Annotated in this window: 16 protein-coding genes; 15 read left to right on the top strand and 1 reads right to left on the bottom strand. The window is 41.8% G+C overall.

The window, feature by feature from the left end; all coding sequences use genetic code 11:
* Window positions 1–179 precede the first annotated feature (179 nt).
* The 11 genes from JFC05_RS11790 to kdsB all read left to right on the top strand — a co-directional run bounded on the left by JFC05_RS11790 (window position 180) and on the right by kdsB (window position 16,965).
* Window positions 180–890 (top strand): succinate dehydrogenase iron-sulfur subunit, encoded by a 711-nt coding sequence (locus tag JFC05_RS11790; protein WP_105244551.1) that lies wholly within the window; start codon window positions 180–182, stop codon window positions 888–890.
* 1,120 nt (window positions 891–2,010) lie between these two features.
* A complete protein-coding gene (locus JFC05_RS11785) occupies window positions 2,011–4,893 on the top strand; it encodes a 2-oxoglutarate dehydrogenase E1 component (RefSeq protein WP_198337007.1) in 2,883 nt (960 codons plus the stop codon).
* Window positions 4,894–5,056: 163 nt separating this feature from the next.
* On the top strand, window positions 5,057–6,304 hold the full coding sequence (gene odhB, locus JFC05_RS11780) for a 2-oxoglutarate dehydrogenase complex dihydrolipoyllysine-residue succinyltransferase (protein ID WP_198337006.1): 1,248 nt from the start codon (window positions 5,057–5,059) through the stop codon (window positions 6,302–6,304).
* Between the two features lie 355 nt (window positions 6,305–6,659).
* Entirely contained in the window at window positions 6,660–8,114 is a 1,455-nt protein-coding gene (gene lpdA, locus JFC05_RS11775; protein ID WP_198337005.1) for a dihydrolipoyl dehydrogenase, read from the top strand.
* Window positions 8,115–8,299: 185 nt separating this feature from the next.
* Complete coding sequence (sucC, locus tag JFC05_RS11770) at window positions 8,300–9,466, top strand: ADP-forming succinate--CoA ligase subunit beta (protein ID WP_198337004.1); 1,167 nt, start codon at window positions 8,300–8,302, stop codon at window positions 9,464–9,466.
* Window positions 9,467–9,653: 187 nt separating this feature from the next.
* Window positions 9,654–10,529, top strand: a complete 876-nt coding sequence (gene sucD, locus JFC05_RS11765; protein ID WP_075101409.1) for a succinate--CoA ligase subunit alpha — start codon at window positions 9,654–9,656, stop codon at window positions 10,527–10,529.
* A 136-nt stretch (window positions 10,530–10,665) separates the two neighbouring features.
* On the top strand, window positions 10,666–13,014 hold the full coding sequence (locus tag JFC05_RS11760; RefSeq protein WP_198337003.1) for a capsular polysaccharide export protein, LipB/KpsS family: 2,349 nt from the start codon (window positions 10,666–10,668) through the stop codon (window positions 13,012–13,014).
* A 22-nt stretch (window positions 13,015–13,036) separates the two neighbouring features.
* Entirely contained in the window at window positions 13,037–13,786 is a 750-nt protein-coding gene (locus JFC05_RS11755; RefSeq protein ID WP_198337002.1) for a hypothetical protein, read from the top strand.
* A gap of 50 nt (window positions 13,787–13,836) precedes the next feature.
* Window positions 13,837–14,790: a KpsF/GutQ family sugar-phosphate isomerase gene (locus JFC05_RS11750; protein WP_198337001.1), complete on the top strand. Its 954-nt coding sequence runs from the start codon at window positions 13,837–13,839 to the stop codon at window positions 14,788–14,790.
* Window positions 14,791–14,825: 35 nt separating this feature from the next.
* On the top strand, window positions 14,826–15,665 hold the full coding sequence (gene kdsA / locus JFC05_RS11745) for a 3-deoxy-8-phosphooctulonate synthase (protein WP_198337000.1): 840 nt from the start codon (window positions 14,826–14,828) through the stop codon (window positions 15,663–15,665).
* 22 nt (window positions 15,666–15,687) lie between these two features.
* On the top strand, window positions 15,688–16,965 hold the full coding sequence (gene kdsB / locus JFC05_RS11740; RefSeq protein WP_198336999.1) for a 3-deoxy-manno-octulosonate cytidylyltransferase: 1,278 nt from the start codon (window positions 15,688–15,690) through the stop codon (window positions 16,963–16,965).
* Here the strand turns inward: kdsB and JFC05_RS11735 are convergent.
* Window positions 16,944–17,924, bottom strand: coding sequence for a capsular polysaccharide export protein, LipB/KpsS family (locus JFC05_RS11735; RefSeq protein ID WP_198336998.1), 981 nt, complete (start codon window positions 17,922–17,924; stop codon window positions 16,944–16,946). The two genes, kdsB and JFC05_RS11735, sit on opposite strands and share 22 nt — an antisense overlap.
* Window positions 17,925–18,139: 215 nt before the next feature.
* Here JFC05_RS11735 and galE point away from each other — a divergent pair, with 215 nt between their 5' ends.
* The 4 genes from galE to JFC05_RS11715 all read left to right on the top strand — a co-directional run bounded on the left by galE (window position 18,140) and on the right by JFC05_RS11715 (window position 23,341).
* Window positions 18,140–19,183 (top strand): UDP-glucose 4-epimerase GalE, encoded by a 1,044-nt coding sequence (galE, locus tag JFC05_RS11730; protein WP_198336997.1) that lies wholly within the window; start codon window positions 18,140–18,142, stop codon window positions 19,181–19,183.
* 85 nt (window positions 19,184–19,268) lie between these two features.
* Entirely contained in the window at window positions 19,269–20,519 is a 1,251-nt protein-coding gene (gene sat, locus JFC05_RS11725; RefSeq protein WP_198336996.1) for a sulfate adenylyltransferase, read from the top strand.
* A 28-nt stretch (window positions 20,520–20,547) separates the two neighbouring features.
* Window positions 20,548–22,116, top strand: coding sequence for a hypothetical protein (locus JFC05_RS11720; protein WP_198336995.1), 1,569 nt, complete (start codon window positions 20,548–20,550; stop codon window positions 22,114–22,116).
* A 157-nt stretch (window positions 22,117–22,273) separates the two neighbouring features.
* A complete protein-coding gene (locus JFC05_RS11715) occupies window positions 22,274–23,341 on the top strand; it encodes a hypothetical protein (RefSeq protein ID WP_198336994.1) in 1,068 nt (355 codons plus the stop codon).
* Window positions 23,342–23,426: the final 85 nt, after the last annotated feature.

Below are 23,426 nucleotides of genomic sequence, written 5' to 3'. Positions count from 1 at the left end.
CGCCGCGCCTGATATATACTCGATATATAAACTGCGCAAACGTTTTATCCCTTATTCATTTATTAAAAGGTGACCGCCAGCTACATGCACTTGCCCGCGCTAATGATAAATCAGTCGTTAGCGCGGTGAGGTCGCAGTCTTTGTATGCCCGCCATCACCTATGTGTGGAGTTTAGCATTATGAGCCGAGGTACTCGCACCATCGAAATCTATCGCTACGATCCTGATGTGGACGCAGCGCCGCGCATGCAAACCTATACGATTGAGCTGTTAGACTCAGATCGTATGTTGCTTGACGTGTTATTACGCCTAAAGAAAGAAGATGAGACCCTCACTTTCCGCCGCTCTTGCCGCGAAGGCATTTGTGGCTCTGATGGCATGAACATCAATGGCAAAAACGGTCTTGCATGTCTTATCAACATGAACACCTTGCCAGAAAAAGTCACCGTCCGTCCTCTACCAGGTCTGCCTGTGGTTCGTGATTTGGTCGTCGATATGAACCAATTCTACGAGCAATACGAAAAAGTACACCCGTACTTAATCAATGATCAGCCAGCCCCGCCGACAGAGCGTCTGCAATCACCTGAGCAGCGCGAACAACTAAACGGTCTGTACGAATGTATCTTATGTGCATGCTGTTCGACCAGCTGCCCATCATTCTGGTGGAACCCTGATAAGTTCTTAGGCCCATCAGCATTGCTACACGCCTATCGTTTTGTGGCTGATAGCCGTGACAGTGACACGCAAGCGCGTCTTGCTCGTTTGGACGATCCGTTTAGTTTGTTCCGTTGCCGCGGTATCATGAACTGTGTGTCAGTTTGTCCAAAAGGCTTGAATCCAACCAAAGCAATTGGTCATCTGCGTAATATGTTGATTGACCAAGCAGGTTAATCGTTTATAATTGCATGGTTTTTTACAGTATCTGTAAAAAAAACACCACCTAGCCATTAGGTGGTGTTTTTTATTGATTAGGGGGCGGGGGCTTCTCAACGGCGCAACCTACATTTACAGACAGCAGCACAAGCGCGATGTGTTTTTAGCGTGCATCAATGACAGTATGATGGTAAAGCTATATTGACAGTACGTTGGTCATGTGTAAGAAGGTCTGTGATAAAGGCGCTCGGCCTATATAATTAGATACGCAATACTATTAGCCTACACTTGATATAGAAATCATAGGGGTAAGCATACATCAGCTTAAAGTTATGATGAGCTATCTTGCTTTATTTAGGTAATTTTAGTGCTTGATTGAGCCGAATGCTTAGGAAGATTTTGCTACTTTAGGTATAATGGCAAGCCAGCATCAGCCAATAATGATATCATTATATTGATAATAGATATTCATTATGTAAATACCTAGTATTGAACAAACAAACTATGTCGTAAAAAGTAGACATGCTACCCTATACAGCAATGTATATTTGGCTAAGAGTGTCACTTATCTCATTGATAGGATAACAGTTCAGCCAAAATAGCCGTGTGAAAGGCTAGCTGAAAGCAGGAAGACTGGCGATTCATTGGTTGCTATTGCAACATCTATACACACCTTGCCAGCCATATGTGTCATGTGAATAGTTGTTATGATCTTGCCACGACCAGCATGGATAACCAGTGGTTAATAAATGTTAGTTAATAGATTTGTTATGGCTTTTTGCATTATATATAAATTAATGTTGTGAAACGAGTTGGTTCAGAAAACTGAGCGTTCACAAATAGTTATATTTTTACCAACGGTATTGTAATAACTGCGATCAGCACTACTTAGATATTGTCGACACCGTATGTTAGCGGCAATGCAAAAACAGACGAGAGACGGTCAGCGGTTAATTTGCTTGACTCTTGCTTGATGTAAGTTACGTTAGAGATTATCCAGACTTTTGACAATCAGCAAAAGCTCAGTCAATAAACGCTCAGCCGCTGATGTGACACAAGGTTTACATAGCAGATATACGACAGATTACACAATAATAAGCACGATTCCATTCATTTATCTATCAAATAGACGATTATTATGAATAGTATAACCAAAGACGCAGCCGAGCTAGGACATACTGAACTGGCCGCTGACAATGCCAATTATATCGAAGCGCTCTACGAGCAATACCTAACAGATCCTGATAGTGTGGATGCGGACTGGCAAACGTATTTTGAACAGTACAAGTCGCCAAATGACGCCAAACACAATGCTATTAAGGATCAGTTTTTATTGCTGGCCCGCAATCAAACCGCCAATAAAGTCAACACCGACACCAGTAGCGCGTCTGCTGGCAGTGCCGACTGCGCGGATCCTAAACAAATGGGTGTGCAGCAGCTGATCTCAGCTTACCGCCGCCGTGGTCATCGCCGTGCCAAGCTAGATCCATTAGATCTGCATCCGCGTGCCGAAGTAGAAGATCTGACGCTAGAGTATCACAACCTATCAGAGGCCGATCTCGATACGGTATTCCCGACCAATGATTTAAACATCGGTAAAGACGAAGCGACACTCCGTGAGATCATCGAAATCATGGAGCGTGTGTACTGCCGTTATATCGGTGTTGAATACATGCACGTGACCACCAGCACCGAAAAACGCTGGATGGAAAAATACCTCGAGACCAACCTAGGCTATATCGAATTTGATAAAGAAAAACGTCTATCTATCTTAGAGCGTCTGACAGCGGCTGAAGGCCTAGAGAAATATCTGGCTCGTAAATATACCGGCGTCAAACGTTTCGGTCTAGAAGGCGGCGAGAGCTTTATCCCAGCCATCAATGAAATCATCCAACGTGCTGGCGGCTATGGCACCAAAGAGATGGTCATTGGGATGGCGCACCGTGGCCGTCTAAACCTACTGGTCAATATCTTAGGTAAAAACCCTGCCGATTTGTTTGATGAATTCGATGGTAAGGTACAGCCAGAAAAAGGCTCAGGCGACGTTAAGTATCATAACGGTTTTTCTTCTAACGTCATGACACCAGGCGGTGAGGCGCATTTGGCTCTAGCCTTTAACCCATCGCACCTTGAAATCGTAGCGCCCGTCTTACAAGGCTCGGTACGTGCACGTCAAGTTCGCCGTAACGATCAGCCGCTTATGGACAACAAAGGCGGTAACTCAGTGCTGCCAATCGTCATCCATGGTGATGCTGCTTTTGCCGGTCAGGGTGTCGTTCAAGAAACCTTCCAGATGTCACAGACGCGTGGTTATACCACGGGTGGTACGGTTCATATCGTGATCAACAACCAAGTCGGCTTTACGACCAGCCGTCAAGAAGACGCACGCTCAACCGAGTACTGTACTGATGTGGCCAAGATGGTGCATGCACCTATCTTACACGTCAACGGCGATGACCCTGAGTCTGTGGTGTTTGCTGCGCAATTGGCACTAGACTACCGTCATGAGTTTGGCAAAGACATCATCATTGATTTGTTCTGCTATCGCCGTAACGGTCACAACGAAGCCGACGAGCCATCAGCGACACAGCCTTTGATGTATGCAGTTATCAAAAAATTGCCTACGACGCGTACTATCTACGCACAAAAACTCATCGCCGATGGCGTCCTTAGCGTAGAAGAAGAAAAACAGTACGAAGATGACTACCGTGAGTCGCTAGACCGTGGTGATTATGTCGCCAACTCATTGGTCAGCAAGCCAAACGAAGCGTTATTTGTCGATTGGAAGCCCTACCTAGGTCATGATTTGGTCGATGAATGGGATACCAGCGTCGATATCGAAAAATTAAAAGAGTATGGCCGCCGTATGGCGCAAATGCCAGAAGGCTACAAGCTACAGCGCCAAGTACAAAAAGTGGTTGATCAGCGCCTAGCCATGCAAACAGGCGAAGAGCCATTGAACTGGGGCGCCGCTGAAACTTTGGCCTATGCATCATTGGTCGATCATGACAATGCCTTGGTTCGTATCACTGGTGAAGATGTCGGCCGTGGTACTTTCTCGCATCGTCATAGTGAGATCTACAACGTCAATGACGGCAGCATGTATGTGCCTTTATCACATATCAGCGAAAACCAAGCACGTTTTGCCACTTATAACTCGTTGTTGTCAGAAGAAGCGGTACTGGCCTTTGAATACGGCTATGCAACCACCGTACCCAACGCGCTCATCGTTTGGGAAGCGCAGTTTGGTGACTTCGTCAACGGCGCGCAAGTGGTGATTGATCAGTTTATCTCAAGCGGCGAGACCAAATGGCAGCGCGTTTGTGGTCTAACCATGCTGTTGCCACATGGCTATGAAGGTCAAGGCCCTGAGCATTCATCAGCACGTCTTGAGCGTTTCTTGCAGCTATGTGCCGAAGACAATATGCAAGTGATTACCCCAACGACGCCTGCACAGATTTATCATGCCTTACGTCGTCAAGCGGTACGCCCAATTCGTAAACCGCTTATCGTTATGTCACCGAAGAGCCTACTACGTCATAAGCTGGCAACCTCTCACTTAGAAGAGCTTGCCAACGGTAAGTTTGAGACGGTACTACCAGAGATGGATGAGCACAATGCAGACAACATCACTCGTATGGTGCTCTGTGGTGGTAAGGTCTACTATGATCTACTTGAGCAGCGCCGTGCGCTTGGCCTTGATCATGTGGCCATCGTCCGTATTGAGCAGCTTTATCCATTGCCAGAAAAACGCTTGATTGCTGAGATCGAAAAATACAGCAACCTAAAAGAAATCGTTTGGACGCAAGAAGAGCCCTTGAACCAAGGTGCTTGGTACTATCTGGCGCCGCATATGTTCCGTATCGTCGTACCACATCCAACCAAGGCAAAAGTCATGGAGCCAGTGGCGCGTCCACCGAGCGCCGCTCCTGCGACAGGGTCGCCAAAACTGCATGCTCAGCAGCAGCAAGCACTGATCGCAGGCGGTCTTGGTATCAGTGTCGATGAGCTGGCAAAGTAAGATAAGTGACAGACGTTACAAGTTATAGATTATAGAAGACACATGAAGCAGGCGATGACAGTCAGTACTGGCAATACCTATCAGTGACATTGTTGTACACAGTATTGACTGCCTATCACGACTTAATAACGCATATAAATATCCAAATCTAAGGAGTATATCGATGGCTGATATCAAAGCCCCCGTTTTTCCAGAATCGGTTGCCGATGGCACGATCGTCGAATGGCATGTCAGTGAAGGTCAGCAGGTAAACCGTGATGACCTATTGGCTGAAATTGAAACCGACAAAGTTGTTTTAGAAGTTGTGGCACCTGATGATGGTGTTGTGACCAAAATCGTCAAGCAAGTAGATGACACAGTACTATCTGACGAACTAATCGCTGAGTTTGAAGCGGGCGCAAGTGGCAGCACAGACGCAAACGATGAGCCAGCAGTCAACCCAGACCAGCCAGCGGCACCAGTGCAAGCCAAGCAAGGTACAGATGGCGGTGAGCCAGTACAAGCCACTGACAAAAAAGACGAAGCCGACCATAAAGATCAAAGCCCAGCCGTGCGTAAAGCGGCCAAAGAGTCTGGCGTAGATCCGAAAAACGTCGAAGGCAGTGGCCGCGGTGGCCGTGTGACCAAGAGTGATATGGCAAACCCAACGCTAAAAGCCGACAGCTCTATCAAGTCAGATAGTGGTCGTCCTGTGGCAGAGTCAACTGGCGAGCGTACCGAAAAACGCGTTCCAATGACGCGCCTACGTAAGCGTGTCGCTGAGCGTCTACTGTCAGCTACCCAAGAAACTGCTATGTTGACGACCTTTAACGAAGTCAATATGAAGCCGTTGATGGACATGCGTACTAAGTACAAAGCCCAGTTCGAAAAACGTCATGGCGTACGTTTAGGCTTTATGTCGCTATTTGTCAAAGCGGCGACCGAAGCACTCAAACGCTTCCCAGCGGTAAACGCTTCACTAGACGGTGATGACATCGTTTATCATGGTTTTTATGACATCGGTGTGGCGGTATCATCAGATCGCGGCCTCGTCGTTCCCGTACTGCGTGATACTGATCGTATGAGCATGGCGGACATCGAAGCCAAAATCCGTGAATACGGTAGCAAGGCGCAAGAAGGCAAGCTTGGTCTAGACGAGATGACGGGTGGTACGTTCACTATCTCAAACGGCGGTGTATTTGGTTCACTAATGTCGACGCCTATCTTGAACCCACCGCAAACTGCTATCTTGGGTATGCATGCGATCAACGAGCGCCCAATGGCGGTCGACGGTAAAGTTGAGATCTTGCCGATGATGTACCTAGCGCTGTCTTATGACCACCGTATGATCGATGGTAAAGAAGCGGTACAATTCTTAGTGACACTAAAAGAATTGGTCGAAGATCCTACTATGCTTCTTTTAGACCTGTAAGCTTCTAAGCTTGTATTGGCAATCGCTGATACAAGTTTTTTAACTTTGGTATCGGCCATTGTCATTTGAGTAAAATCACGCTTAGCAATAATCGAGCCGTTTAATTGTGACGTTTATTGAAGACGCAGTCCTATAGGGCGGCGTCTGACGGCGGGTCGTTAGTACGCTTTATCGAGCTGCCTGTATTTGGGGCAGCCTATTGGCTACTACAGACGTCATCAAAACCAGACAGATGATTGATCCTGTGGTTAAAGATGAGATCTGTCGTTATTGCACAAAAGTGAAACCATCGTGCCGATATACCTCACACAACATGAGCAAAATCTAAAATAATCTAAAAAAATAGGAACGTACTATGAAAGACAATTATGATTTAGTCGTCATCGGCGGCGGTCCTGGCGGTTATGAAGCAGCCATTCGCGCAGGTCAGCTTGGTATGAGCGTGGCCTGTATCGAAAAACGTGTTTATAAAGGCGAGCCTGCGCTTGGCGGTACTTGTCTAAACGTCGGTTGTATCCCATCAAAAGCCTTGCTGGATAGCTCGCATCGTTATGAAGCGACCAAGCATGACCTAGCTGAGCATGGCATCAGCACAGGTGATGTCTCTATCGATATCGAGCAGATGATCGCTCGCAAAGAAGGCATCGTCAAGCAGTTGACCGGCGGCGTGGCAGCATTGCTCAAGGGCAATGGCGTTGACTGGCTGCAAGGCTGGGGCACATTAGAAGATGGTAAAGGTAGCGAGAAAAAAGTTAAATTTACCGCGCTAGAAGACGACAGCGAAACGACCATCACCGCAAAAAATATCATTCTTGCGGCAGGCTCAGTGCCTATCGAGATTCCAGTGGCCAAAACTGACGGTGACCGTATCGTTGATTCAACTGGCGCGCTTGACTTTACTGAAGTACCTAAACGCCTTGGTGTGATCGGTGCGGGCGTGATCGGTCTGGAGCTGGGCTCTGTATGGCGCCGCTTGGGTAGTGAGGTTGTGGTATATGAAGCACTACCAAGCTTCTTAGCTGCTGCTGACAAAGACATCGCCAAAGAAGCCGGCAAACTGCTGAAAAAGCAAGGCCTTGATATCCGAGTCGATACCAAAGTTACCAACGCTGAAGTCAAAGGCGATCAAGTCGTTGTGACCAGCGAAGCCAAAGGCGAGTCGAGCGAGGAAAGCTTTGATAAGCTAATCGTCTGTGTCGGTCGCCGTGCCTACTCTGAAAAACTACTGGGCGAAGACAGCGGTATCACCTTGACCGAGCGCGGTCTAATCGATGTCGACGATCAGTGCAAAACCAACCTAGACGGCGTCTATGCCATCGGTGATCTGGTACGTGGTCCGATGCTTGCGCACAAAGCGATGGAAGAGGGCATGATGGCCGTCGAGCGTATCCATGGCGAAAAAGCTCAGGTCAACTACGACACCATCATCAACGTCATCTATACCCATCCAGAAATCGCATGGGTTGGCATGACTGAGCAAGAAGCCGAAGAAGCTGGTTATGAAGTCAAAACTGGCTCATTTAACCTAGCGGCCAACGGTCGTGCGCTCGCGCAAAGCGAAGGCCAAGGCTCTATCAAAGTCGTCGCAGATGCCAAAACAGATCGCTTGTTAGGTATGCATGCCATCTCTGCAGGCGCAGGTGATATCGTCCATCAAGGCATGATCGCGATGGAGTTTGTCTCTAGTATCGAAGACCTGCAGCTGATGACGTTTGCTCACCCAACGATCTCAGAAGCAGTACACGAAGCGGCGCTATCTGCAGATGGCCGCGCCATTCACGCTATCCAGCGTAAAAAGCGTAAAAAATAAGTCGTTCGCTACCGTTGCAAAACAAGCAAACAAATAAGCAAGTATCGATTTATGACTTGACTATTTAGGCGTCAATGATAGTACTGCTATCGGCGCTGCTGCTATGGTCATAAGTGCGCCAGACTCTGGTCTACGCGCACTTATTTTCACTTTTTATTAATTGTAAAAAACAAGGGATACAATCAATGAATTTACATGAGTATCAAGCAAAAGAGCTATTAAAAAGCTACGGATTGCCTATTCAAGAAGGCATCATCGCCCACAATGGCGACGAAGCTGCTGCTGCTTTTGACAAAACCCCAACCGATATTGCCGTCATCAAAGCACAGGTACACGCTGGTGGCCGTGGTAAAGCGGGCGGTGTAAAGCTGGTTAAGACTCGTGAAGAAGCCAAGCAAGTGGCAGAAGAGCTCATCGGTACCAACTTGGTCACCTTCCAGACTGATGCTGATGGCCAACCCGTCAACTTCGTCTTGGTTGCAGAAGATATGTATCCAGTACAGACTGAGCTATATCTTGGTGCTGTGGTCGACCGTGCAACCCGCCGTGTGACCTTTATGGCATCAACCGAAGGCGGCGTCGATATCGAAGAAGTCGCTAATGAGACACCAGAAAAAATCTTTAAGGTACATGTAGATCCATTAGTTGGTCTAATGCCGTTCCAAGCGCGTGATGTGGCGTTCAAACTTGGCCTTGAAGGCAAACAAATCAACCAGTTTGTAAAATTGATGACGGGCGCATACAAAGCCTTTGTTGAAAACGACTTTGCCCTAATGGAAATCAACCCATTAGCCGTTCGTGAAAATGGCGAAATCGTCTGTGTCGATGGCAAAATCGGTATCGACTCAAACGCCCTATATCGCCTACCAAAGATCGCTGCGCTACAAGACAAAACGCAAGAAAACGAGCGTGAGCTAAAAGCCGCTGAGTTTGACCTAAACTACGTCGCTCTAGAAGGCAATATCGGCTGTATGGTCAACGGTGCGGGTCTTGCTATGGCAACCATGGACATCATCAAACTGTACGGCGGCAAGCCTGCTAACTTCCTAGACGTGGGCGGCGGTGCAACCAAAGATCGCGTTGTAGAAGCGTTCAAAATCATCCTAGAAGACAGCAGCGTAGAAGGCGTTCTTATCAACATCTTCGGTGGTATCGTACGCTGTGACATGATCGCAGAAGCCATCATCGCTGCGGTCAAAGAAGTCGATGTACAAGTACCTGTGGTCGTCCGTCTAGAAGGTAACAACGCTGAAAAAGGCGCGCAAATCCTAGAAGAGTCTGGTCTAAAACTGATCTCAGCTCAGGGCCTCGCAGACGCTGCACAAAAAATTGTCGAAGCTGTAAAAGCTTAATACCGATTGCGCCAGCGCCTTAGAGTAGGGCGATAAAACCAAACTCTAAGCATATAAGCGCTATCGCATAGTCGTCAAAGCGTGATGGCACTTGCTAAGCTCGGATCGTCATTGTCAGATCATCATTGATAGTGGTCATCAGTCGTCAAGTCGCTGTCACAAGACAACCGAATACAAGGAAAAAATAATGAGTGTATTAATCGATAAAGATACCAAAGTATTGGTACAAGGTTTTACGGGTAAAAATGGTACGTTCCATTCAGAGCAAGCCATCGAATACGGCACCAAAGTCGTCGGCGGTGTCACGCCAGGTAAAGGCGGTCAAACGCACCTAGGCCTACCAGTATTTAATACAATGGCGGAAGCCATGGAAGCGACTCAAGCGGATGCTTCTGTAATCTACGTACCAGCACCATTTGTACTAGACTCAATCGTCGAAGCGATCGATGCGGGCGTGAAGCTGATCGTCGTGATCACTGAAGGCGTACCGACTCTCGATATGCTAAAAGCAAAACGCTATCTTGAAGAAGCAGGCGACGTGCGTTTGGTTGGTCCTAACTGCCCAGGTGTTATCACGCCAGGCGAATGCAAAATTGGTATCATGCCAGGCCATATCCATCAGCCAGGTAAAGTGGGCATCATCTCACGCTCTGGTACTTTAACTTATGAAGCGGTCGCGCAGACCACAAAGCTTGGCTTTGGTCAGTCAACCTGTATCGGTATCGGTGGTGACCCTATCCCTGGTATGAACCAGATCGACGCGTTAAAACTGTTTGAAGAAGATCCGCAAACCGAAGCGATCATCTTGATCGGTGAGATCGGTGGTACTGCTGAAGAAGAAGCTGCTGCTTATATCAAAGACCATGTGACGAAGCCTGTGGTCGGCTACATCGCTGGTGTCACTGCTCCAGAAGGCAAGCGTATGGGCCATGCTGGTGCGATTATCTCTGGTGGTCAAGGTACGGCAGAAGAGAAATTTAGAGCCTTTGAGGATGCGGGTATCGCTTATACACGTGACCCATCGAAGCTAGGCGATAAGCTAAAAGAAGTTACTGGTTGGTAAGATAGACGTCAGCATACGTCTACAAAAAGCCACGAAAGCTGTGTTGAATTATCAAAAAGACATCTCTACAATGGGGTGTCTTTTTTTTAAACAAATAGTTATTTTCCTTTCTATTTTCAGACTTTATGGTGTATGAATGAGTAAATTATCAAAATTAAAGCGTGATCCCAAATTATTCTTTAGAGATTCTGCTAAAAAAAGGCTTACGCAAATTCTAGTCTCACTTGATAAAAAAGAAAATACAGAAAAAGTAACTAACAAAAATAACTTATCTCAAAGAAAAACTACCGTATCTGAAAAGTCTGTTGGTAGTGGAGCTACTAATAAAAAAGCAGTGAAAAGCACTGATAACTCTAGAATAGAAGTACCAGGTTGGTATCAGCCAAATATCAGTCGGGAATTACAAAATATGATGAATAGTACGGATAAACCCGTATTTCTCTATCTGCCATGGATTGCAGAACATGGTAATATTCTTATTAGTAAGATACTTTCGGAAGACTACGATGTTTTACCCTTTGATTTAGCAAAAGGGATTGATCCACTAGAGAAACGCAGAGATATTTTTAGATTTGCTAAAAACTACCCTGATATATATAAAAAAATGGTTTACAAAAGGTTAGTTCCTTTAGCTAAAAAAGTAGAAGGTTTTATTTTTACTTTTGACTGGGCTCCAGTAATGAGAATTATTGTACAAGTATGTAATGATTTGGATATAAAGACTATACTTGTACCGCATGAATCGGTTTTCGTGGATAGAAGTAAGTATTATTGGGATCCTTATGCAAATGCATCGGTTCCTATTTGTGATATTGTTTTATGTTGGGGAAGTTTGCAAAAAGACATTTTTGTTGAAAGAGGTTATCCTGTAAATGACATTCATATAGTTGGAGCACCTAAGTTTGATAGCTATTTTAACTATTCACCTCAGTTAACTAGGAAACAATACTATCAATTGTTTGGTTTAGATCCTAATAAGAAAACTATACTATTTGCTTCCCAGCCTTTAGATTCTCAGTTAGATATTCGAGTTGCACGTAACTCTCAAAGGCAAGCTATCAATGATATTTACAATTTTGTACAGCTAAATAATATGCAATTAATAATAAGATTGCCTCCTTCAAGTGATAATATCTTAACACGCGCGACATATAAAAACATACAGAGCTCTAGCTGTGCAGCAATAGATGATTCGTTATGTTACGTGGTAGGTCCTGAAGAGACTATTTACCATAATGATATTATAGCTTCTGTGAATAGTACTATGTTATTCGAAGGTGTTTTAGCAGGTAAATTTGCTTTTTCAACTAAATATGTCGAATTCGATCAAATATGGGAAAAAGCAGGTATTCCAGCAGTAACTAACAAGATTCAGTTAGACAGTTTACTGACGAAATTTTTGCATAATGAAATTGTAAAAGATAGTATTGGTTTGAAGTGGGCTTCAGAACAGTTTGGAGTAGGTTGTTTTGATGGTAAAGCAAATGAACGTATAAAATTAATTCTTGAGCAATTAGCGAGCGATAAGATAGAGTTAAGAGAACGTGATGGAGTCATTGATAAAGTCATAAAGAATAAAAAATTGGATCATATTGGTTACGTCGCTTCAAAAGACCTAGGTTATGACTACAATGAGTTTCTTAAAAGTAGTTTTAATGCTCAGACCGTCAAATATATAAATCCTAAAGCAAATAAAATCTCGGAACTTGTATCATTAGAACTGATTCTCAGCATATCTAAATATACAAATGAGTTAGCAATGGATGCCTCAAGAGCATTTTCTATTCCTATCCTTAATATAGAACCATTACCGATAAAAGAACGAAAAACAGAAGTGAATTTCAATTTAATGCAACAGCAGTCGTGCGATAGTCTGAATGCTTTGAGACATTCATTTCTAAATAGTTATGAAAAAATAGATACAGAGTTTTTATTTTCATCCCCTTATCAAGAAGAGCCTTTACCAAAATTCGATATCGGATCTAAAAGAAATAATTCTCGTACAATCATAATCTTCGACTCAGGGATACTTACTCAGAGTATCAATAATAGACAGCTTATTGATTTCGAAAACATGTTGCAAGATGTTGTTAACGATAATACTTTTAATAAAAATATTATTATTATCAAAGAACCTAAAGTTAAACTCGATGGACTGATGCATATAAATAATACTGATACATTGGATTACATGATTAATAAGTATTCTTGGGTTAGTAAGTTTACTAAACATACTTTAAATATAGTACCTCTCCAGTTTAGCATTGAATCTATTTTAGATGAAGCAGATGAAGTATGTACGCTAAACTCTATATTTGCAGTAGAAGCATTGGTAAAAAATATAAAAGTAAAATGCTACATGCCCTCAATTTATTCAAATTGGGGTATTGCTGAAGATAAACACGATGAAATATTATTAAAATCGAATAAAAAAATTGATGCTTTAAAATTGAAGTCTTGGATTTATTCAAAATTAATTAAGTAGTTGATATTAAAAGGATTTTTTTATGAAGATTATTGCTTTTGGATCTTGTTTGTCTAGATTTGTGGCTAACCATTATATAAAAATTTTTGGTGGTAAGTTAGTTAGTTGTGTTTACCACAATAGGTCAGATGCCTTCGTTAAACGTTTTATTACTGAGGAATGGAGTGCAATTGATATCGAGAAAATTTTCAAGAACTTAGAACAAGATATAAGTTTAGTTGATGAAGACAATAAAGCTATTAATATCTTAAACAATCAAACCGTAGAAAAATTGGGCAAGCATAGGTTGAGTAAAGGAACTAATGTTTTAACTGCATTGAATGAGGATATTGATTTAATAATAGTAGATAATTACATGGATTTATCAGCTAGACTAGCTTTCCATAAATCAGAAGATGAGAATGGTATTTTTATAAATTTAGGTAATCTTAAAGGTAAGTTTGTAAATAGTTATTACAGTGATGATTATATGACTCCTCAATCAGCTGTACAACATATGAGTACTATTATCAAGTATTTTCAAATTCATGCAAAAAATGCGCAAGTTGTTTTTATAAACTTTCCGTACAATACTTATTCAGACAAAAATAGGGTTGAACGGGCAAAAGAATATGAACAACTTAGTATAGATGCTTTTGACTGTCATGTTATTAAAGCACTTAATGTGCACCAGTCGTATCAAACTAAAGATAAACAACATTTCAAACCGCCTCAATATGCAGCTTATGCAGGTATAATAAATAACTTAGTATCTGATAATAATGTATTTTAATTTCTAAAAAAGGTTTTTGTAAACAATGAATTTTTTAAGATGGTGTTGAAATGAATGCTCAGTTAGTTTTTCATAGTGTAATTGATATAGAAATAACCGCTTTAAAGTCAATGAAGGAGTTGTATAACGAACAGTTTGAACTTGCAGTTGACTTAATTATGAGCTGTAAAGGCCGTCTTATTATTACCGGCATGGGCAAGTCAGGCCTAGTAGGTCGTAAGATTGCAGCCACTATGGCATCAACAGGTACGCCAGCTTTTTTTGTCCATCCTGGTGAAGCCGGTCATGGCGATCTTGGAATGATCGTAAAGGGTGATGTCGTTTTAGCGATATCCAACTCAGGTAATAGCGATGAGATCAATGTCTTATTGCCTGTGATTAAAAAACTAGACTTACCTTTAATAAGTATCACTAAAAATTTATCAGGTCGATTAGCTCAAGAAGCAGACGTAGCTTTGACACTTGGCGACTTCGAAGAAGCATGTCCAATGGGTCTAGCACCTACCTCTAGCACCACAGCGACGATGGTACTGGGCGATGCACTGGCTATCGCATTGCTTGAAGCCCGCGGCTTTAAGTCAGAGGACTTTGCCCTATCGCATCCTGCGGGTGCGCTGGGTAAAAAACTCTTGACCCATGTTTCTGATCTCATGAAATCCGGTGATGAGATTCCTTTGGTGACAGGAAAGACCAGTATCATCGAAGCCCTATTTGAGATTACCGAAAAACGACTCGGTATGACTGTGGTCGTAGATGACAAAAATCGTTATGGGGTACTGACAGATGGTGATATCCGTCGACTACTCACAACGAATCAAGATATGAGCCAACCTATTGCCAGTGTCATGAAGACAGCACCGATTACTACTTCTCCTGATATAAAAGCCTCAAAAGCCCTTGATATTATGAGACAAAAAAAGGTAAACCAGCTTATTGTTTTAGATAATGATGCACTAGTTGGTGTGCTGGCCTTACGTGATTTGGTTCAGGCTGGTATTAATTAAAAGTGACTAGTATTTTATAGTCTTGAGGAACACAAATGAAAATTACGGAAAACATAACAATTGGCAATGATAAGCCTTTTGTATTATTTGGTGGTATCAACGTCATAGAGTCACGAGACCTAGCTCTAACAGCATGCGAAGCGTATGTGGAAATTACGCAAAAGCTTGGTATACCCTATGTATTTAAAGCCAGTTTTGATAAAGCGAATAGATCATCTATTCATTCGTTTCGTGGCCCAGGTATGGATGAAGGTCTAAAGATCTTACAAGAAGTTAAAGATACTTTTAATGTACCAGTAATATCTGATGTGCATGAGGTTTATCAGTGCCAGCCAGCAGCCGAAGTGATTGATATTTTGCAACTGCCTGCCTTTTTGGCACGTCAGACAGATTTGGTAAAAACGTTAGCAGAGACTGGGCGACCAATTAATATCAAAAAGCCGCAGTTTCTCAGCCCAGATCAGATGAAAAACATCATCAATAAGTTCAATGAAATGGGTAATGATAAACTCATGCTATGTGAGCGAGGCAGCTGCTTTGGTTATGATAACCTAGTGGTCGATATGCTAGGTCTGGGCGTAATGAAGCGTATCAGTAATGACTTACCCATTATCTTTGATGTGACGCATTCATTGCAGACTAGGAGTGCAGGCAGCGACGCATCAGGCGGCCGCCGAGATCAAATTATTGAGTTGGCCCGCTCAGGGATGGCCGCTGGTCTTGCAGGCTTGTTTTTGGAAGCCCACCCGAACCCTGATGCTGCTAAATGTGATGGTCCGAGTGCTTTGCCACTTGATAAGCTAGAGCCTTTCTTACAACAAATGAAACAAATCGATGATTTGGTCAAGTCACTGCCTGATTTAGATATTCAATAAAAGCGCCTTAAAGGTATATTAAATGCAGTCTGTTGCTATCGTTATCCCCGCACGTTATTCGTCTTCACGCTTTCCTGGTAAGCCGCTTGCAGATATTTTGGGTAAGCCCATGATTCAGCACGTGTATGAAAAAGCGGCATCTATAAAAAACACCACCGTCGTTGTAGCCACTGATGACGACAGGATTCTGTCGGTAGTGCATAGTTTCGGTGGTAAAGGTATGATGACCAGACCAGATCATGCTTCAGGTACTGACAGGCTGGTAGAAGTTATGAATGAGATAGATGCTGACTTATATATCAACTTACAAGGTGATGAACCTTTGGTTCGTGTAGAGGATCTTGAGCTGCTTATTAAAGCTATGACAGCAGACACATCCATTGAAGTGGGAACGCTGTACCATGCTATCAGTGCGCATCAAGCCAAAGACCCTAATACAGTAAAAGTGGTGACGTCTCATAGTGGTCGAGCGTGTTACTTTAGCCGTTCTCCCATTCCTTTTACTAGAGATAAAGATAGGCAAGCGAGCTATAAACAACATGTCGGGGTATATGCTTATCGTAAATCTATTTTAGAAAAGTATACTCAATTAGATGAATCTCATATAGAGACAGTAGAGCAGCTTGAGCAGTTGCGTCTGCTAGACAGTGATGTAGATATCTATGCGTTTGAAGTGATGCCGACAGGCCCAGGTGTTGATACTCCGAAAGACTTGGAAAAGGTGATTTCTATTCTTAAGGGCGAGCAATCAGATAATGAGAAGTCTTTATTATCAGATATTGAGCTTGTTATCACTGATGTTGATGGCGTATTGACAGATGGTGGTATTTACTATGATGAGCATGGTGAGTGTATGAAGCGCTTTCATGTGAGAGACGGTCTAGGTATCAAGCTGTTGCAACAAGCAGGCGTTAAGGTAGCCGTTTTATCAGGTAGAGATTCAAAAGCTTTGAGAAAAAGACTTGCTGACTTAGGGATTGATATTTTTAATTTGGGGGTTAAAAACAAGGAAGTAGCCTGTAAAGATATTATTAAACAAGTGGGTACAACTAAAGCTAATACTCTATACATTGGCGATGATTCGATTGATTTACCGGCTTTCATCAGTTGTGGTTTAGCAGTAACTGTTGCCGATGCGCCTGAATATATCAAATCTCAATGTGATTTAATACTGGATACACAGGGTGGTTTTGGTGCTTTTCGTGAGTTAGCGGATAAAATATTAATGGAGCAAGGTAACTTTAAGTTGCTCGATGACCCTTCAACATTCCTAAAGGTTCATGCAGCTGTAACACAGTAATTATATTGGCAGTATAAGTAACACAGTAAAAAATATTTAAACTTCTCACAGTTGTTTTGACAAAGAGAGTGATAAAAAGGTCGCCCTAATACGGTGACCTTTTTTCCTCTCAGTAATGCCTCAAATCCACCTAGTGAAGTAATCGTATAGACGTGATCGATGGTTTCCAATGCATCCACCAAATGAATAGACCGGGTAAGGATTAGACAGTTCAAGTCAGTAAGGGTGCTAACGACAGAGTGGTCATCCAGCGTCATCGGATGTGGTTTCACGATGATTTGCGCATCAGGATTGTCTTCGATGGCCTGATTGACCACATCCAGCAATGTGATATCTTCACCGCCACCGTATTTTAATGAGTCATCATGAGGTACTTGTCCTAGCACCAATACCCGCTTCTTAGTTTTCACCCCATAGAGGGGTACAACATCGACATAAGGCTGCTGATTGTATTTGCTCACCCGATGCGAGATATAATAATCTAGCATTTCTTGCGCCCATTTCTCATCATAGCTGTCTTGCTCAAAGTCAAAGTTTGCGATGAGATCAGTCAAATCGTTTGGGCGCGTGGTATCGAAGTAGGGTGCTTGACTGTCCATTACGATAGAGAGTGGTGGAGTATTGCTATCATCATCAGGCCCTGAACGGATAAAACCATCCTCTAAGAAGAAAACATCCAGCCCTTGCTCGCGGACATAGTCAATCAAATAATCAGGCGCTTTATAGCCCCAGATATAAACGACAGGATTGACCCGACTGATAAAGGGTTTGAGCCACTGTTCAAAATAGCGCTGAGTAAAGTGCCGCTGAATCTGGATATGAAATGACTCAAATACCCAGTCTCCCACCATATCTCGCCACGGCCACATACCGACGACCAAGGCTAACCGTTGTTCAGGCTGGTGATAGTGTTTGTAGTAGCCTGAGAGTAGTGGCTGGATATAGGCTTCAAATTTCATAATATAATGGATAGCTTGAGTAGGTAGAAAACAAGTACCAGTATAACGCGCTTTAACCATAATGTGCTAAAGTCAGCTTTGATCTTTATGGCACTCATAGCTGGCGATAGCTGTATATACGCTATTGATGTTGGTAATATTGATTGGTTACCAGTATAGTTGCATTTATAATCAAAAAAATGAAATAACACACAATAAAATTGTTGGTACTGTCTATGAAACAAAAAATCCTCGTCACAGGCGGTGCAGGCTACATCGGCTCACACACTTGTATAGCCTTGCATCAGGCAGGCTACGAGATAGTTGTTTATGACAATCTATCTAATAGTAGCCGTGAAGCGATAAATCGGGTCTCTCACCTTATCGGTGCACCTATTGAGTTTGTTAAGGGTGACATCCGTGATGCCACGGCATTAAGACAAGTGTTCGACGCTCATCAATTCTTTGGTGTCATACATTTTGCCGGATTAAAAGCCGTCGGTGAGTCCGTCGCCAAGCCCTTACTATATTATAATAACAACGTCAGTGGCACCATCACCTTGCTCGAAGTCATGGCAGAGCATGATGTTAAAAACCTCGTTTTTTCTTCTTCTGCTACGGTTTATGGTGATCCTGAGACCCTGCCTATCGATGAGACCGCCCTGCGCTCCTGTACCAATCCCTATGGTCAGAGCAAGCTGACAGTCGAGCATATCCTAGAAGATCTAGCAGTCTCCGATACTAGCTGGAGTCTAATCTCTCTGAGGTATTTTAATCCAGTAGGGGCGCATCCATCAGGGCAGATAGGCGAAGACCCAAACGACATTCCAAATAATCTCATGCCCTATATCTCGCAAGTCGCCGTTGGGAAGCTGGAGAAACTTAGTATCTTTGGCAATGACTATCCGACTATCGATGGTACAGGCGTGCGGGACTTTATCCATGTCACTGATTTGGCCGCCGGTCATGTCGCGGCATTGAATTATTTACAGCAGCAAGTCAATGTAGAGCACAGCTCAATAGGATTTTTACCTATCAATTTAGGAACTGGCACAGGTACCTCGGTATTAGAGCTGGTCAATGCCTTTACCGACATCACAGGGCAGCGCGTGCCGTATCAGTTTGTCGCGCGGCGTGCCGGAGATATCGCCAGCTGCTATGCCAGCGCCGATAAAGCAAAGTCACTACTTGGCTGGCAAGCTAAGCTGTCTGTCGCTGAGATGTGTGCAGACACCTGGCGCTGGCAAAGTCAAAATCCGAGTGGCTATTATGTATCATAATTTTTCTAATTGATGTATATAGTAATAGTATATAGTATATAGTTTTTTCAAATCATATTTCTAATCTTAAAGAAGGACATAATTTATGTCAGATAACATTGAGCAAGCACTTGATAACTTAGTAACGCCACATGGTAGCCCAGCGTTAAATATTCTTTTGCTGGAAGGTGAAATGCTAGAAAATGCTTTAAAAAAAGCAGAGACATTACCAAGCGTTACAATGAGTTCTCGCGAGCGTGGTGATTTAATCATGTTTGGTATTGGTGGCTTTACTCCTTTAGACGGCTTTATGAATAAAGCGGACTGGCAGGGTGTTTGTGATGACATGGAGTTGAAATCAGGGGAGAATGAAGGTCTATTCTGGCCAATTCCTATCACATTATCAGCCAGTTCAGAGCAAGCGGAAGGCTTTGAGATTGGTGATGAAATTGCTCTGAAAGCCGAAGATGGCGAAATCATGGGTATCTTAACGCTTGAAGAGAAGTACATCATTGATAAAGAGCATGAATGCAGAACAGTGTTTGGTACAACAGATACTGACCACCCAGGCGTTAAAAAAGTCATGGAACAAGCTGATGTAAACTTGGCAGGTCGTGTTGAAGTGTTCAGCCAAGGAGAGTTCCCAACGGAATATGCGGGTATCTATATGACGCCAACGCAGACCCGTGAAGCGTTTGCTAAAAAAGGCTGGAAAAAGGTTGCTGCCTTCCAAACCCGTAACCCAATGCACCGTTCGCACGAATATCTAGCAAAAATCGCTGTAGAAATCTGTGATGGCGTGATGATTCACTCACTACTAGGCGCACTAAAGCCAGGTGATATTCCTGCAGAAGTACGTCAAGAAGCGATTGGAACTCTAATTGATAACTACTTTAGAAAAGACACCGTTATCCAGTCTGGTTATCCGTTGGATATGCGTTATGCAGGCCCTCGTGAAGCGCTACTGCACGCTTTATTTAGACAAAACTACGGTTGTTCAGAGTTAATCGTAGGACGTGACCATGCAGGTGTAGGTGATTATTACGGCGCATTTGATGCCCAAGATATCTTTGATCAAATTCCTGAAGATGCCTTAAAGACCAAGCCAATTAAGATTGACTGGACTTTCTGGTGTAACGCTTGCCAAGCAATGGCATCAACTAAGACCTGTCCACATGATGCTGAGCATCACGTTAAAGTGTCGGGTACTAAGCTTCGTAAAGCGTTATCTGAAGATGAAGATGTTCCTGAGAACTTTAGCCGCCCAGAAGTGTTGCAGATTCTTCGTGATTACTATGCAACGATTGCAAAAGAAGATCGTGCTAAAGTTGAGTTGAAAGGTGCGTCTGCTAAATAACTTAAAATAGTATCTAAAAGGGTCTTTTATGAAGATTTTTGAACAGTATAACCTAACGGTAATTAAGAGTTCCTTGTCTAAGTATACAAATTCTGGCTCTGATTTCCTGAACCTCTACATGAAAGCCTACCAGGAACGAAATCCTTGCTTCGTTGTAAATAGTATAGAAAAATTTTTAAAGGAAGGGCGCATAAAAGTCAATTCACCAGTTGATGGTGCCATATCAATTGGCGTGGCTAGTTTTTGTGGCTATGGTCGCCATTATATTTTAATGAAAGCTAAAACTGATCACTATTGGCTTATAGTACAAGAACAGGGTTTCATAGACGTTATAGTAACAAGTACCTCAATACAATACTTTTCGTTTAAACCTGTTGCTTTAAGGGTTTTGAAAAATTTACCTAGTATAATTAAATATTTTGAATCTCTTGATGATTTTAGTGAGAGGCTACAGGGTCTTTACATGTTTAATGGTAGACCTTTTCATTTTTTCTACGACCAACTAAAATCTGCTTTATATTTTCAGCAAAATATCGACCAAAAGCTTTTAGCTAATTACCCATTTTACATAAAAGATAGCTATATTGAGAATGAAAAGTTTTTAAAAAACTCATTATCTGTAGATAATCCTAATGAAATTGGTCTACTTATCAAGTCAACTATATTCCCTCAAGGTGATATAGGTGCAATGAAATCATCTTGGGCTAAAGATGCTATGGAGGCAATGGAGTCAAAGCTGAATAGAATGGCTCCTAATAACTTTAATAGAGATAAGTATGATTTCGTGCTTTGGGTTGGAGTAACTGGCCAAAAGAGGAGTTGGTTGAACCAATTATCAGGATACGAAAATATTATTAAGAACATTTCTAAGCACTTTGATGAAGTATTAGTTATAGTCGACGGTTGGACATCAAGACACCATGAGCAAATTAATATTAAAGAAGATGAAGAGGTTTTTTTAAAAATTAAGGAAGCTTGTTCAAGTTATGCTGATGTAGTTAGTATTATAGGTAAAAATTATAGCACTAAAATAAGTATAGGAAATACTATAGATTTTTTCATCTCTAATGCTGGAACTGGAAGCGTTGTCCCCTTACGCTTCTGCAAAAAAAATGGGGTGCTACATTCTAATGGTAAAGTTTTTGCTTTTCACGATAAGTATAAAGAGCGGGGACAAATTGTTAATGTAGTTAAAAGTGACTTTGTACAACTTGATTCAGATAATAGTAAAAAGTTTGATTTGATAAATTATACAATATCATGGAAAGTAATTTACAATCTCTTAATTGACGTGGTTAATGAATCTTGGGAGTTAGATATTAAAAAAACCACACTTTGTACTCAAGACTTCCAATATTTAGACAATTCTCCTGAAAACATTGCTGATGAGATATATCAGCAGTTTATGAATGATTTTATTTCTAATAGAGAATTAAGCATTAATACTCTTAGAGACTTGTCGATTCAATATGCTAATCAAGGTAGATACGATATAGCTTATAAATTAATGGCTAAAGCACATGAGTTAAGGCCGGATGGCAAGTTTATAGAGAGAGAAATGAAACATTATGAAAAACAGTTGAAATTAGTTAAATAAGAAATAGCGTTTGCTCTTCTGAAAAGAGTGTCTAATCATACTATCTTTACTGATTAGATTTCTATATTTAATGCCAAGTGGCTTGGTTTATTAACTTTGATTAATAACGATGTCTTATCTTTAATGTGGTTTTTGAAAATTTAATGTGAGAGTTTTTATGACTAACTTATATGTTCATATAGGGCACTATAAAACTGGTACAACTGTGCTTCAGCAGTTCATGGAAGTAAATTCTGATATTCTAAAGGATAATGGTTTAGTATATATACAAACATGGCGGAATCATTCTAAGCATTCAAGATTAGCTTTTTCTATTTTGAGAGAGGAAGGTTTTAGCCATCTTATGTATGGTTATAATGATGATACTTATTATCTTGATGCATGGGAAGACGTGTTTAAAGAGGTTACGGAAAACCAAGATAAAGATTTTTTAATTTCTTCAGAGGAATTTATGAGAGTTGGGGAGACTAAACGTAATATTGAATATTTAACAAAGATAAAAGACTTAGCTAGTAAGTACAATATAGTTATAAAACCAATTGTATATTTAAGAAGCCCTAAAGAACATATTCTTTCTTGGTACAATCAGCTAGTTAAAATGAAAAAAGATCCTACAGTGAACATTGATTGTCAGTTACCTCCCCTTCATAATTCATTAGGTGTAGTAGAGGGGGTACATTACGATATTAAAAAAGCTGTTAAACCATGGGTAGATGTATTCGGTCAGGGCAATATCTATATTAAAGAGTATTTTGGTAAGAAGAAAGGTAGTACATATTTAATTGAAGATTTTTTATCTATATTTGATATTGAATTAACGGAGAATTATCAATTTATTCAAGGAGATCCTAACCCAAGACTTGATGATTCTATTTTATTCATGGTAAGAAATATGATGAATTTGGATTTGCCTCAAGGAAGTATAGACTACGTTTATAATTCTTGGATAAATTTTAGTCATAAGTCTGATAAGTTGGTATCTTTTAACGTTGATAATGACAAAGTAGAGAATGATGCACTATCAAGTGTTGAATGGCTTGAAGAAATCACAAATGGAGAAGTCCAGCTGCAGGGGGCTATGGACGGTATATTAAGTAAACCCAGTTCAGATCATGAGATGTTGAAACTTAATACGTTCTTATACACTGAGTTAATAAAGACACGAAATGAAATTAGACAGCTTAAGAAAATGTTTAAAAAGTTAGAAGAAAATACTTCAAAATAATTATTATTTAAGGGGCTGTCCTAGATAAGCAAAATTATTTAGGATAGCACTATGAGAAAGAGTAAACTAAGTTGGTATAAACAAA

This window comes from Psychrobacter celer, assembly GCF_016107555.1.
Taxonomy (GTDB): domain Bacteria; phylum Pseudomonadota; class Gammaproteobacteria; order Pseudomonadales; family Moraxellaceae; genus Psychrobacter; species Psychrobacter celer.
Note: the sequence above shows the minus strand (reverse complement) of the source record. Positions and strands in the feature narration are given on the sequence as shown.